Origin of the sequence: Planococcus soli (genome assembly GCF_016881065.1) — a bacterium.
Classification (GTDB): Bacteria; Bacillota; Bacilli; order Bacillales_A; family Planococcaceae; genus Planococcus; species Planococcus soli.
In genome coordinates this window covers 407352-420602 of record NZ_WXYN01000016.1, presented here as the reverse complement: position 1 = coordinate 420602, position 13251 = coordinate 407352, and the positions used below count along the sequence as shown (strand labels likewise).

The window sequence follows — 13251 nt, the reverse complement described above, 5'->3', positions numbered from 1 at the left end:
ATCATTTCAGCTCTTTTAATGGGATTCACTTAAACGAGCTGAAGCTTTTTTTTTAATTTTTCCAGCATATCGAAAGTCATCGCATCCAAATCGTATGATGCCTTGAAGCCCCACTCCGATTTAGCGGCAGAAGCGTCAATACTGTCCGGCCAGCTGTCTGCAATTTCCTGTCTGGCGGGATCGACCGCATAAGACATCTTGAAATCAGGAATGTGCTTGCGGATCGACGCTGCAATTTGTTCAGGTTCGAAACTCATGGCCGTTACATTAAATGCATTGCGGTGAATCAGTTTGGCAGGATCTGCTTCCATCAAGTCGACGATGGCCTGCAATGCATCCGGCATATACATCATGTCCATATACGTACCTTCTGCAATGTATGATGTGTAGCTGCCCTGTTCAATCGCTTTGTAATAGATATCGACGGCATAATCTGTCGTGCCGCCGCCGGGCTGTGCCACGTTTGAAATCAGTCCTGGGAAACGGACGCCGCGCGTATCGACGCCAAACTTCGTATAGTAATAGTCACACAGCAATTCGCCGGCTACCTTATTGACCCCGTACATGGTGGTTGGCCGCTGCAGCGTGTCCTGCGGTGTGTTGTTTTTTGGTGTTGATGGACCGAATGCGCCAATGGAACTGGGTGTAAAAAATTGCATGCCAAGCTCACGAGATGCTTCGAGCGCATTTACAAGGCCGCCCATATTCAGGTTCCAGGCAAGAAGAGGTTTTTCTTCAGCAGTCGCTGACAGCAAAGCTGCCATGTGGACCATTGTATCCGCTCCAAAATCCTTTGCCAAATCGTGCATTCTCTGTGCATCTGTTACATCCAATATTTCAAACGGGCCTGATTGATCGGCAGTTTGTCGAATATCTGTTGCCAACACATTGTCATTGCCATAAATGCTTCGCATTTTCCCGACAAGCTCCGACCCTATCTGTCCCAAAGCACCTGTAATCATAATTCGTTCCATTTTCAACACTCCTTTTCGGTTAAACATTTGTCCTGTCTAAAAAAACAAAAAACACCTTATAAACCCTGCTAATCTAAGCTTTATTATTAAGCTATTATAAGATGTTCTCTTTAAAAACACAAATACTTTCTTTAAGAAAAGACTCCAAAGTGCCTTTTTTTCATTACTCGAAGCGCTCTGGATGCGTGCACTGGTGCGATTTGATCAAAAGGATGCAAAACAGATTTTTTTTGCGTTCGCTTCATTTGAGACTGGATTAAAGGCGTGCTATAATAAATCAGCTTCAGGATTCCGATGGATTGAAAAATAAATATTCCTTTTTTTTATTTTTAAACCAACTATTCCAGTTGGTGAAACCGGCTTTATTATTTGTACGCATTATTTATGGAACCAACTAAAGGATTATCTACAGTCCCAGCGGAATCACGAAACACAAAACTAAAAAGAATAGAGGAGAATTTTTATGAAGAAATTTAGTTTGGCATTTTTATTATTAGTGGCAATGCTGGTATTGGTAGCTTGCGGCGGAGGGTCTACTGAAGAAGATCCAACCACGGACGATGCAGCTGAAAACGGCGGAGCTGCAGAAGACCTACTGGCTCAAGTTCAGGAAGAGGGAACATTGGTTATCGGTACGGAAGGCACATACCCTCCTTTCACATTTCATGATGAGTCTGGCGAACTGACTGGCTTTGATGTGGAAATTGCACGTGAAGTGGCAGATCGCCTTGGCGTCGAAGCAGAATTCCTTGAAACACAGTGGGACGCAATGTTTGCAGGATTGGATGCTTCCCGTTTTGACATGGTTGCCAACCAGGTCGGGATCAATCCGGAACGTCAGGAAAGCTACGAGTTTTCAGATCCATACATCACTTCTACTGCAGTATTGGTAGTCGCAGAAGACGACACTGAAATTCAAAGCTTTGAAGATTTGGAAGGCAAATTATCTGCGCAGTCTTTGACAAGCAATTATGCTGAAACAGCAACTTCATTTGGTGCTGAACTTGAAGGCGTCGAAGGATTCAACCAAGCAATCGAATTATTGAACTCTGGACGCGTTGACGCGACAGTGAACGATAACTTAACAGTTTTGGATTTCCTGAACCAGCGTCCGGACGCACAAGTGAAAGTTGTCGACGAGTCTGAAGATGCTGCACAAAGCGGATTGTTGTTCAGACAGGACAGCGGCGCAATCGTGGATGAAGTCAATCAGGCTTTGGCTGACATGATCGAAGACGGCACATACGACGAAATTTCAGAAAAATGGTTTGGTGAAAATGTACTTGAATAGTATTTTCTCGGATCCGGTCAGAATGGAACGGCTTGTGGATATTGCGCAATCCTCATTTCTTCCATTAATCGAGGCAACGATTCAATTCACTTTGCCTCTATCGATCATTTCCTTTATTTTCGGATTGGTGTTGGCGATTTTAACAGCCTTGGCGCGGATTTCAACGGTTAAGATTTTCCAGATCATCGCCCGGATTTATGTTTCTATCATCCGGGGTACGCCTTTATTGGTTCAATTGTTCATCCTGTTTTATGGATTGCCGACACTTGGGATTACAATCGATCCTTTCCCAGCGGCAGTCATCGGCTTTTCGTTGAACGTCGGAGCTTATGCTTCCGAAGTGATCCGGGCAGCCATTCTATCGATTCCAAAAGGCCAATGGGAAGCAGCAGATACGATCGGCATGTCTTACACACAATCTTTGCGGCGCGTCATTTTGCCGCAGGCATCACGTGTTTCTCTGCCTCCCCTTTCGAATACATTCATCAGCTTAATTAAAGATACGTCGCTTGCATCTCTTATTCTGGTTACCGAGATGTTCAGAGTCGCCCAGCAAATCGCCGCGACCAATTACGAGTTCCTGCTGTTATACGGACAAGCGGCCTTGCTTTACTGGGTCATCTGCTTTGCCTTGTCACTTATTCAAGGAAGGCTTGAAAATCGCTTTGACCGCTACGTTTCCAGATAATAAAAGCAGTTCACTGATTGCAGTAAGGAGTCCAATATGATTTCAATCAAAAATTTGCACAAAAAGTTCGGCGATCTTGAAGTACTGAAAGGCATCGACGCAGATGTCCAAAAAGGGCAAGCTATCGTGGTCATTGGTCCCTCCGGTTCCGGTAAAACGACGTTCTTGCGCTGCCTCAATACATTGGAGACACCGACTTCCGGTTCCGTAACAATTGACGAGCAAACCGTCGACTTTTCCAAATCGTTGTCGAAAAAGCAGATCATGGCTTTTCGCAAGCAGTCGGCAATGGTCTTTCAGCATTACAACCTGTTTCCTCACATGACAGCTCTTGAAAACGTCATGGAAGGTCCCATCACGGTCCAAAAACAGGATAAAAAACTGGCCAGAAAAAAAGCCGAGCAGCTGCTGACGAAAGTCGGGCTCGGCGAAAAGATCAATGAATATCCGTTCCAGTTGAGCGGTGGCCAACAGCAGCGTGTCGGCATCGCTCGTGCGCTGGCACTCGAACCAAAAGTCATGCTGTTCGATGAACCGACGTCTGCCCTCGACCCTGAGCTAGTCGGCGAAGTGCTGCAGGTCATGAAAGATCTTGCAGCTGAAGGCATGACGATGGTCGTGGTGACCCACGAAATGCGCTTTGCCAAAGGCGTTGCAGACGAAGTGCTGTTCATGGACGAAGGACGCATCATCGAACGCGGCAAGCCTGAGGACATTTTCAATCACCCGAAAGAAGAACGGACCCAACGCTTTTTGAATTTGATCCAGAAAACAGATATCATCTAAAAAACTCGCGGCCCTTGTGGGGTTCGCGAGTTTTTTTGTTATATTTAACTATTCCACTGTAGAACGGTTAATTTCTCCAATTGCGCTTGGTCGACTTCTACACCAAGGCCGGGTTTGCCCGATAACAATACGTAAGGGTGCTGGTAGTCTAAATCGCCGATTTCTTCGCTGAACAGCAAAGGACCTGTGAGTTCTGTGCTTTCGATATTGATGCGCGACATCGCCACATGGTAGCCGGCAGCTGAACCGACGGATGATTCCACCATGGAGCCGATTTGGCATAGCATGCCTGCTGCTTCGGCGGTTTTTGCCATTTGCGTGGCGTGGAAAATGCCTGCGCATTTCATCAGCTTGATGTTGATGACATCGGCCGCCTGCAGCCGGATAATTTCCAGCAGGTCTTCCATTGACTGAATGCTTTCGTCAGCCATGATCGGAACCGCTGTTTTCGAACGAACCTCAGCCAGTCCACGGATATCGCCCATCCGAATCGGCTGCTCGATCCAGGCAATGTTTGCCCCTTCGAGCTGTTTGATCGCTGCCACGGCAATGCCCGGAGTTTTCCATCCTTGATTGACATCCACACGTATTGGCATATCTCTGCCAACTGCTTCGCGAACCGCTAAAATCCGGTCCACATCTTCCTGCGCCTGCCCTTTGCCCACTTTTAGTTTTAAAGAAGCATAGCCCATTTCAACTGCGCTTTTTGCTTTCGCTGCCATGACGTCAGGCGCTTCGATGCTGAGAACCCTCGGATAATCCAAGTGTGTGGTCGCTTGTCCCCCAATCAAGTTGTAGACTGGCTGGCCCACCGCTTTGCCCATCAAGTCGTAGCAAGCGATATCCACAGCGGCTTTAGCTGCTGAGTTTCCTGCCATCATGCCCTGCATTTTTGAATGGATGGCTTCAATGTCGAACGGACTCATTCCGATCACGGCTGGCAGGAACAATTCCTTCAGTATTTCAAATGCTGATGTAAAATATTCTCCTGTCACATGCTCATCCGGCACCGCTTCCCCGTAGCCGATCAAACCCGTATCAGTTTCCAGTATAACGATCAATGCCGGCATATCCGGATAAGTTGCATAGGAAACGATGAACGGCTCGTTGAGGGGAAACCGCACCGCATGCAATGACGCTTTTGTGATTTTCATTTGACAGCCTCCAATGGATTTAACTTCCTGTATACTTCTACTATAGTGAATTTTAGGACTGATTGATATTATATTTTTATAGCCAAAGGAGTTTTAAGAGATGACAATAACCCAGCACATTGAATCGCTGTACAAAGAAATGGTGGACACAAGAAGGCATTTGCATATGCATCCCGAGCTGTCGCATCAAGAAGTGGATACTCCTGCTTTTATTGCAGATCGACTGGAAGAGATGGGCGTGGATGTTCGCCGTGGAGTTGGCGGACGCGGAGTTGTTGGGACAATCCGTGGCGGCAAGCCCGGCAAGACGATCGCGTTTCGTGCAGATTTCGATGCTTTGCCGATTGACGACCAAAAAGATGTCCCCTATAAATCCACTGTGCCCGGCGTCATGCATGCATGCGGCCACGACGGCCATACTGCCGCTTTGCTGGGCTTCGCCAAAGCCATGATGGCCATTCAGGACGAATTGCCGGGCAGCATTGTGCTGATCCACCAATTCGGCGAAGAGTTGTCGCCTGGTGGTGCGCGTGCCATGATCACGGACGGCTGTCTGGACGGAGTTGACGTTGTTTACGGCGCTCACCTGCAAAGCAAAATGGACAGCGGCCGCATTTATTTGCGTGACGGCTTTTTGCAAGCTTCTGAGGATACCATTAAAATCATCATCCACGGTTCTGGAGCTCATGGTGCAGAGCCGCATAACGGCGTCGATCCGATCTTGGCCGCCAGCCACATTATGATCGCGCTGCAATCGATCGTTAGCCGCAATGCGGACCCTTTGAAGGAATTGGTCGTCTCGATCGGCAAGTTCTATGCGGGTGACGCCGACAATGTTATTCCCGGCAAAGCTGTGCTCGAAGGTACGATCCGCGTATTTGATCCCGAGCTGCGCAAACTTGCCAGCCAGCGTCTTCGTACGATTGTGGAGAATGTCGCTATCGCTATGGGGGCCACTGCTGAGGTGTTTATTGAAAGCGGCTATGATGCGCTCTGGAACCATCCGGCAGAAGCCGATCATGTCCGCAGTGCAGGAAGCAGGGTGTTGGGTGAAGAAAACGTCGTGGAAATCGATCCGGTCATGCCAGTCGAGGATTTCACTTATTTTACACAGGCAAAACCCGGTGCCTACTTTTTTGTCGGAGCCAAAATGGAAGACGGTGATGCCGTTTACCCGCATCATCACGAAAACTTCGATTTTAATGAAACCGCGATGCTGGTGACAGCAAAAATGTTCGCCGCGATTTACTTTGAGGCGCAAGGATTGGCTGAGGATAGTATTTGACGGAGTTTAGACAGTATTTTCTCCGTTTGGACTGTATATCACCACATTGGGACTGTACAGTTTATATTTGAAAATAAAAACACGCCGGGCAGCATGTGCCCGGCGTGTTTTCGTCTATTACTTGATAACGCCCAATTCTTTGCCTACTTTTTCGTACGTTGCAATGGCTTCATCTAACATTTCTTTTGTGTGGGCAGCTGTCGGCATGTTGCGGACGCGTCCAGTGCCTTTTGGAACAGTCGGGAAGACGATCGATTTGGCATAAACGCCTTCCTCGAACAAACGCTTGGAAAATTCCTGCGTCAGCTTTTCGTCGCCGATGATGCAAGGCGTGATTGGCGTTTCGGAATGGCCGATATCGAAGCCTAGGACATCGAGGCCTTTTTTCAAGTAATCGCCATTGTCCCACAACTTATCATGTAGTTCTGTTGAGTCGATGATCATTTGGACCGCTGCAGTGATTGCCGCAACATCGCCTGGAGTTACCGCTGTCGAGAATAGGAATGGACGTGAACGGACTTTCAGCCAATCGATGAGGTTTTTCTTGCCGGCTACATAACCGCCGACCACGCCGACTGCTTTAGACAAGGTCCCCATTTGCATGTCGATCTCTTTTTCAAGACCGAAATGCTTCACGGTTCCCTTCCCTTTTCCAGTAACGCCTGAACCGTGTGCGTCATCCACATACGTAATCAAGTCGAATTCTTTCGCGATTTCCACGATTTCCGGAAGCTTGGCAATATCGCCATCCATCGAGAAAACACCGTCTGTGATAACCATGACTTTATTGTAAAGGCCTGATTCTGTCGCTTCTTTTGCTTTCAGGCGCAAGTCTTCCATATCAGAGTGTTTGAACGCGATGATTTTCGCTTTTGATAAGCGGCAGCCATCAATGATCGATGCATGATTTAATTGATCGGACAGAATGGCATCGTTCTTGTCCATTACAGCCGAAATCGCTGCCATGTTGCAGTTAAATCCAGACTGGTAGGAGATGGCCGCTTCTGTTCCTTTAAACTCGGCCAGCTTTTCTTCCAATTTCACGTGCAGATCAAGTGTCCCATTGATTGTCCGGACCGCCCCTGCGCCGACTCCGTATTTATCGATGGCATCTTTTGCCACTTGCTTCAAGTCTTCATTGGTCGCAAGCCCCAAGTAGTTGTTCGAAGATAAATTGATTAATTCTTTGCCGCGGACTTTGATGATCGCGCCATTCGGTCCTTCAACCGGATCAATTTCATTGTAAAGACCTTGTTCTTTTAACTCTGTTAAGTTCTCATCTAAAAATGCATCTAGTTTTTTTGACAATGTCCTCTTCCTTTCAAAACGAAATTCTTTATCCATCTTAACATAAGGCCATTTTTTCCAAAAGAAAAAGCGGACCGAGGTCCGCTTTCAACTTATTTTTTGCCTTTGTTATTGCTTTTGCCCTTGTTTGGGTTGTCCTGCTTATAGATTACTTCATACGTGAATTCTTTCGCTTCACGCTGACCTTCTTCAGCAGCATAGGAAGTGATCATTTTGACATTGCCTTCACGAAGCACCTGTTGCAAATCAAGCGCCTCTTTTTCCGTTACGTTATAAGGATCGATATGGAAGACGCGTTCCTTGCCGTTTTTCTTCGTTTGGATAAATGTTGTGGTGAAGTTTACATAGTCGCCTTTCAATTGGCCCAATGACTGGAAAGCCTCTGTTGAAGATCCGTCAGCCGAGAAATCACCCAATTGAACGTTTTTGATGAACCATCCAGTATCGTTATAGCCCCAATCGGTCAAGTTCCGGAATGACACCAATACGTCTTGCCCAGCATACGCTGAAAGATCAAATGTTTCTGTAGACCAATCCAATTTGTGGCCAGTGAAACCTGGCACATTTTCCTTGATTGTCGGGTAACCCTCTTCCACGACATCACTGCGCGTGTTGTCATTTTCAAGAGAAGTCCATGTTTCGCCATTGTCAGTGGAAACCTGAACTACGGCATAATCCCAGCCTTCTTCAATATCGTAATAATGGTCGAACGCCAGCTCCGGGTTATCAGTCGGAACCGTTGCTCCAAAAATCAATGCCTGGTCCGCTTCGTCGCCGTTGTTGGCGTGCAATACTTGTTCAGAAGCATCTAATGGATTTGCAGCAGTCTCCCATTGCAGTGGAAGAAAATCGACACCGTCAAATTCCAACCCGCGAACATCTTTGCCAAAGTTGAATTCTTTAAAGTCACCGCCCCATGCCGGAACGCCTTCTTTTTCGAAAGTCTTCGCTTTTTCAAAGTCTACGGTTTTGCCTCGTACTTCACCTGACGTGCCAACCGGCAGACTGCGCAAGTCGATGCTGTCGATGTTGTAATCACTGCTGACGTCTGAATTATCCAAAGTTAAAGCCGTCATGAAGTTTTGATAAACTTCAGTGAATGTCTTATTGGTTCCATAGTCTTGCAGCACTTTGTTAACGCTGGCCATTCCCTGGCTGTCGCCGTCTGTCGCCAGCTCACGAATGAATTCCTGGCCAAACTTGTCGTACATATACAAAGTGAACAAGTAGACCTGCCCATAATCTGCAATTGTTTCAGGTCCAGTTGCTGCCGTACCATGTTCATCCCAGTTTACCAGCGAGTTTTCCGGATGATCCAAATAGAAGTTGATCGATCCTTCACCGTGGCCATAGCCGCCAAGAAACTCAGAGAATGTTGACATGCCTTCATTTAACCAAGTTTCTTCAGACCCATCGTTATCCGCTTGGATCAAGTGCTGCAATTCATGGATTGTCGTTGCAAAAAACGTATTTTCAAGACGTGTTTCCCATGAATTTGTGTCGATTGTGATGATGTTGCGGTCTGTGTAATTTTCAAGTGTCTGCCAAAAGAAACCGGCAACAAAAAATGGATAGCTCGGGTTGTTCCAGCCTTCATCCTGAACGTTATCAACCAGCATGATGACTTTATCGGATCCTTCGTAATAGCCTTCAGGAAGACCAACCATTTCAGGAAGCGGCGAACCGGTGCCATCCAATACATCTGGCGTTCCGAAGAAATCAGTCGCAACCGGATAGATGTTGCTGTCGAATTCAGATTTCAATTTATCCACCTGAGCCTGTGTCACCACATCAGCCGGTTTCGGGTTGTCCGGTCCGTATGCCAAGTCTTTGGCAACCCAAATTTCCACATTGTCCCCAACACTGCGCAGTGTAAATTCTTTAAAACTTAAATTGCGGTCCAAGAACAGTTTGGTTCCGCCATCATATGTAAATGGATCATCAGCTAGTGCATCAGTCGTTCCGTCAGCCACTTCATCAGCCTGCGCTTTAATCTTTTTATCCGCTTCTTTTTTGAAATTTGCATCTTGCGTCAACTCATTCAGGCTTTGATCGATATCGATCCGGTCCCCGTACCTTTCACTGTTCCAGTCATTCGCTGTTGGTACTGCCTCGGTTGGTGCCGCTGCAGCTGCTGGCGCGAATAAAGACAGGGTTAACGCACTAGCCGATAAAATCGATACCCATTTGCTGTTCTTCATGTTGCATCTCCTTCCAAACTGTCAGAATATTATTTCTTTGGAAATCTTACCATGTCAGAATAGTCCGAAGAATAGGGAAGAAGATATATTTCGAGTCACGAAATTACAGGCGGTTAGAGTTATATTTCTGGCTTGCCGTTAGTTAAAAAGATTTGGAAAAGGAAAAGAGAAAAAGAAGAAACCGCCTGGCATAGGCGGTTAGTCACTTATTTTAATGCATTTTCCAGATCTTCTATCAAATCTTCCACATCTTCTATACCGACTGAAATGCGGACAAGACCTTCGACAATTCCAAGCTCTCCACGGCGTTCGATTGGAATCGAAGCATGCGTCATTTGTGCCGGCACGGAAATCAAGCTTTCAACAGCACCCAGGCTTTCAGCCAACGTGAAGTATTTCAGCTTGGCCAATAGTTCACCGGCTTTTTCCCGGCTGCCTACATCAAACGAAATCATGCCGCCAAAACCAGTCGCCTGTTTCTGCATTAATTCGCGTCCTGGATGGCTTTCAAGCCCCGGATAAATAACCTTGCCAACCGCTTCATGCGCTTCCAGAAACTCAGCTATTTTCTGTGCATTGGAATTGGCTTCTTCCATACGCAAGCCCAATGTTTTCAGCCCACGAATAAGCAGCCAGGAATCCTGCGGCCCTAAAATGGCGCCGATGGAATTTTGGACAAAATGGACTTCTTCAGCAAGTTCTGCTGAATTGACAATTACCAGTCCGGCGACAACATCGCTGTGCCCGCCGATGTATTTTGTCGCACTGTGGACGACGATATCAGCGCCCAAAGCAATCGGGTTCTGCAGATAAGGCGTCATGAACGTGTTGTCGACAATCGTCAGCAAGCCTTTCGATTTCGCGAAGGCTGCGACTGCTTCGATATCCGTCACTTTCAACAGTGGGTTGGTCGGCGTTTCAATGAAAATCGCTTTTGTGTTTTCTTTGACTGCCGCTTCCACTTCCGCTAAATTCCCCGTGTCGACAAAAGTGAATTCCAAACCGAAACGGTTCAACACTTTATTGATGACACGGTACGTTCCGCCGTAGACATCATCTGTCAGAACAACATGGTCTCCCGCTGAAAACATCATCATCACTGACGAAATAGCGGCCATTCCTGAGCCGAACGCAAAGCCGGCGTGGCCGAATTCCACATCTGCAATCAATTCCTCGAGTGCATGGCGGGTCGGATTTCCCGTCCGTGAATATTCGTAGCCTTTAAACTTGCCGACCGCTTCCTGCTTGTAGGTGCTGACTTGATAAATCGGTGTGGATACGGCGCCTGTTGCTTCATCTCCAACGATGCCGCCGTGGATTAATCTTGTTTTTGGTTTCATTGCTGATCCTCCTCAAAACTTCTGCCATAAATATTTTGGCTCATATACCGTTCGCTCGAGTCTGCAAACACAGTCACAATATGGCTTCCCGTTTTCGCAACTTCCGCTTCCCGCAGCGCTGCCACAAAAGCGGCGCCTGAAGAGCTTCCCACTAATAAACCTTCGTTTTTCGCCAGCTCGCGGACGGCCATGAACGCTTCTTTATCCAGAATGGTGTGGATGGCTTCAAAATAGCGGTCATCCATATAATCCGGCAAAAACTCCATGCCGATGCCTTCCGTCAAGTGTGGCCCTGATGGACCGCCGTTTAAGATCGATCCTTCCGGTTCCACAATGACTGTTTTGATGACTTCGTTTTTGGATTTCAAATAACGTGCTGTGCCCATAAAAGTGCCGCCGGATCCTGCTCCCGCAACAAAGATGTCAATCTTGCCATCAAGCGCTTCCCATACTTCGGGTCCAAGTGTCCGGACATAAGTTTCCGGATTTGCGGGATTGGAAAATTGAGAAGGAGAAAATGCCCCTTCCGCTTCCACCAATTCTTTGGCTTTGGCAATTGCGCCTTTGATGCCTTTTTCGGTCGGCGTATTGATGACTTCTGCTCCTAGTGCACGCATCAAGCTCTGCTTTTCCTGGCTGAACTTTTCCGGCACGATAAATTTCACGTGGTAGCCTTTGCCGATCGCGGCGATGGCAAGCCCGATGCCGGTATTGCCGGCAGTCGGCTCAATCATCGTCCCGCCCGGTTGGAGCAACCCGCGCTCTTCTGCATCTTCTATCAGCGACACACCCAAACGGTCTTTGACGCTTCCCCCTGGATTAAAATACTCCAGCTTGGCAAAAATGCGGCAGCCGTTCGGAATTTCGCTGTGTGTCAATTCCAACAGCGGCGTGTTGCCGATCAACTGCTGAATCTCAGTAACATATTTCATCGTTATTCTCCTTAGATCGCTTCATCTGCGAAAACTTGGCGCCATTGGTCTTTTTTCGCCAGCATTTCACGTGCTAACTCTTTTGCCCCTTCAAGGCTATGGCTTGCAGCCCAACCGCATTGCACTTCATTGCAGGCCGGCACTTCATCTGCTTCGATGACATCTTTTAATGTGTTTTCCAAAATGCGGAGAACATCATCATAATCGTCGTGGTTGATGACAGACAAGTAGAAGCCAGTTTGGCAGCCCATCGGCCCAATGTCGACAATGTCTTCCGAATGGTTGCGGCTATGTTCAGCCATCATATGCTCAAGCGAATGAAGCCCAGGCATATCCATGTGTTCTTTGTTCGGCTGCTTGAAACGGATATCGTATTTGCGGATCGTATCGCCTTTGGCTCCAGTTTTTTCTCCTGCCAGACGTACATACGGCGCTACTACTTTTGTGTGGTCCAAGTTAAAGCTTTCAACATTCATTTTTTTCATCTAAATCGCTCCTTATTTTTTAGTTGCGTCAATCAGAAATACGTAATTGTTCATCTTCGACAATTTTACCGTAAACCCTGCATCAGTGGCCAGTTTTTCCATGACAGGAACCGTCGTGTAATATTCACGGTTCAAGTCCTCTACTAGATTAGCATGACCTCTTGTTTGTTCAAATGCAATGATTTCCTTTTTAGCGCTCTCTGAAGCAAACAAGGTATCCGCAAAAACCACTTTTCCGCCTGCCGGCAATTGCTCCGCGTAAATTTTGAAAGCTTGTGCTTTTTCGGCGTCCGTCAAGTGATGGAACGCGTATGAGCTGACAAAGCTTTGCGGTTTGATCTTTGTCTTAAATTCTAAAAAATCTCCATCGATAACTTTTAAATCAGCAATTTTTTCTGCTGTTGCTTCCCGCATTGATTTGTTTGGTTCAACCCCTACCACTTCCAGCCCTTTGGCCAAAAGTTTTTCGGTCAAATTGCCGGTTCCGACACCAAACTCTACAACCGGTCCAATTGCTCCATCGGCTACTGCCTGCAGAATCTCATTATATTTTACGAATACATCCCTGTACTCCTCGTCTTTTCCACTCACTGAATCGTCATACGTATGAACCCACTCATCAAATATTCCCACAAATTCTCTTCCCATAAAAATGCTCCTTTTGTTTATATTCAATAAAACCAATAGAGTTACTCGGTTTTATTTATAACATATCAGAATGGAGGTTTCAACTATAGCGTTTGGTGTCTGAATTCATGTTTTTTACGACTTTTGACTTTGCTCTGCAGGACGCCTGGCAAAGAACAC

General features: G+C 46.9%; 12 protein-coding genes. 4 read left to right on the top strand and 8 right to left on the bottom strand.

Annotation, left to right across the window (positions count from 1 at the left end):
- Positions 1–29: 29 nt before the first annotated feature.
- Entirely contained in the window at positions 30–974 is a 945-nt protein-coding gene (locus GJB59_RS09775) for an L-threonine 3-dehydrogenase (protein WP_142827078.1), read from the bottom strand.
- Positions 975–1437: 463 nt separating this feature from the next.
- On the opposite strand from GJB59_RS09775, the gene GJB59_RS09770 reads away from it, so the two are divergent.
- The 3 genes from GJB59_RS09770 to GJB59_RS09760 are packed head-to-tail and all read left to right on the top strand — an operon-like array spanning position 1438 to position 3739.
- Entirely contained in the window at positions 1438–2265 is an 828-nt protein-coding gene (locus GJB59_RS09770) for an amino acid ABC transporter substrate-binding protein (RefSeq protein ID WP_142827077.1), read from the top strand.
- On the top strand, positions 2252–2953 hold the full coding sequence (locus tag GJB59_RS09765) for an amino acid ABC transporter permease (RefSeq protein WP_142827076.1): 702 nt from the start codon (positions 2252–2254) through the stop codon (positions 2951–2953). The genes GJB59_RS09770 and GJB59_RS09765 overlap by 14 nt, the downstream gene beginning before the upstream one ends.
- A gap of 36 nt (positions 2954–2989) precedes the next feature.
- The gene (locus GJB59_RS09760; protein WP_142827075.1) at positions 2990–3739 is read left to right on the top strand and encodes an amino acid ABC transporter ATP-binding protein; all 750 of its coding nucleotides are present in this window, start codon (positions 2990–2992) and stop codon (positions 3737–3739) included.
- 44 nt (positions 3740–3783) lie between these two features.
- On the opposite strand, the gene GJB59_RS09755 is transcribed toward GJB59_RS09760, so the two are convergent.
- Positions 3784–4893, bottom strand: a complete 1110-nt coding sequence (locus GJB59_RS09755; protein WP_142827074.1) for a mandelate racemase/muconate lactonizing enzyme family protein — start codon at positions 4891–4893, stop codon at positions 3784–3786.
- Positions 4894–4993: 100 nt separating this feature from the next.
- On the opposite strand from GJB59_RS09755, the gene GJB59_RS09750 reads away from it, so the two are divergent.
- Positions 4994–6178, top strand: a complete 1185-nt coding sequence (locus GJB59_RS09750) for a M20 metallopeptidase family protein (RefSeq protein WP_142827073.1) — start codon at positions 4994–4996, stop codon at positions 6176–6178.
- Positions 6179–6295: 117 nt separating this feature from the next.
- Here GJB59_RS09750 and GJB59_RS09745 read toward each other — a convergent pair whose 3' ends face one another.
- From GJB59_RS09745 to GJB59_RS09720, 6 genes are all read right to left on the bottom strand, one after another.
- Entirely contained in the window at positions 6296–7486 is a 1191-nt protein-coding gene (locus GJB59_RS09745) for a glycine C-acetyltransferase (RefSeq protein ID WP_142827072.1), read from the bottom strand.
- 92 nt (positions 7487–7578) lie between these two features.
- Complete coding sequence (locus GJB59_RS09740) at positions 7579–9687, bottom strand: immune inhibitor A domain-containing protein (protein ID WP_142827071.1); 2109 nt, start codon at positions 9685–9687, stop codon at positions 7579–7581.
- A gap of 206 nt (positions 9688–9893) precedes the next feature.
- The gene (locus GJB59_RS09735; protein WP_142827070.1) at positions 9894–11027 is read right to left on the bottom strand and encodes a bifunctional cystathionine gamma-lyase/homocysteine desulfhydrase; all 1134 of its coding nucleotides are present in this window, start codon (positions 11025–11027) and stop codon (positions 9894–9896) included.
- Positions 11024–11959, bottom strand: a complete 936-nt coding sequence (locus GJB59_RS09730) for a PLP-dependent cysteine synthase family protein (RefSeq protein WP_142827069.1) — start codon at positions 11957–11959, stop codon at positions 11024–11026. The genes GJB59_RS09735 and GJB59_RS09730 overlap by 4 nt, the downstream gene beginning before the upstream one ends.
- Positions 11960–11970: 11 nt before the next feature.
- Positions 11971–12444: an S-ribosylhomocysteine lyase gene (locus tag GJB59_RS09725; protein ID WP_142827068.1), complete on the bottom strand. Its 474-nt coding sequence runs from the start codon at positions 12442–12444 to the stop codon at positions 11971–11973.
- Between the two features lie 12 nt (positions 12445–12456).
- The gene (locus GJB59_RS09720) at positions 12457–13092 is read right to left on the bottom strand and encodes a class I SAM-dependent DNA methyltransferase (RefSeq protein ID WP_142827067.1); all 636 of its coding nucleotides are present in this window, start codon (positions 13090–13092) and stop codon (positions 12457–12459) included.
- Positions 13093–13251 lie beyond the last annotated feature (159 nt).

Bases quoted from the DNA above. Each gene is read 5' to 3' on its own strand.
- GJB59_RS09770 (WP_142827077.1), top strand. From the start codon at position 1,438: ATGAAGAAATTTAGTTTGGCATTTTTATTATTAGTGGCAATGCTGGTA.
- GJB59_RS09750 (WP_142827073.1), top strand. From the start codon at position 4,994: ATGACAATAACCCAGCACATTGAATCGCTGTACAAAGAAATGGTGGAC.
- GJB59_RS09775 (WP_142827078.1), bottom strand. From the start codon at position 974: ATGGAACGAATTATGATTACAGGTGCTTTGGGACAGATAGGGTCGGAG.
- GJB59_RS09735 (WP_142827070.1), bottom strand. From the start codon at position 11,027: ATGAAACCAAAAACAAGATTAATCCACGGCGGCATCGTTGGAGATGAA.
- GJB59_RS09755 (WP_142827074.1), bottom strand. From the start codon at position 4,893: ATGAAAATCACAAAAGCGTCATTGCATGCGGTGCGGTTTCCCCTCAAC.
- GJB59_RS09740 (WP_142827071.1), bottom strand. From the start codon at position 9,687: ATGAAGAACAGCAAATGGGTATCGATTTTATCGGCTAGTGCGTTAACC.
- GJB59_RS09720 (WP_142827067.1), bottom strand. From the start codon at position 13,092: ATGGGAAGAGAATTTGTGGGAATATTTGATGAGTGGGTTCATACGTAT.
- GJB59_RS09725 (WP_142827068.1), bottom strand. From the start codon at position 12,444: ATGAAAAAAATGAATGTTGAAAGCTTTAACTTGGACCACACAAAAGTA.
- GJB59_RS09760 (WP_142827075.1), top strand. From the start codon at position 2,990: ATGATTTCAATCAAAAATTTGCACAAAAAGTTCGGCGATCTTGAAGTA.
- GJB59_RS09730 (WP_142827069.1), bottom strand. From the start codon at position 11,959: ATGAAATATGTTACTGAGATTCAGCAGTTGATCGGCAACACGCCGCTG.
- GJB59_RS09765 (WP_142827076.1), top strand. From the start codon at position 2,252: ATGTACTTGAATAGTATTTTCTCGGATCCGGTCAGAATGGAACGGCTT.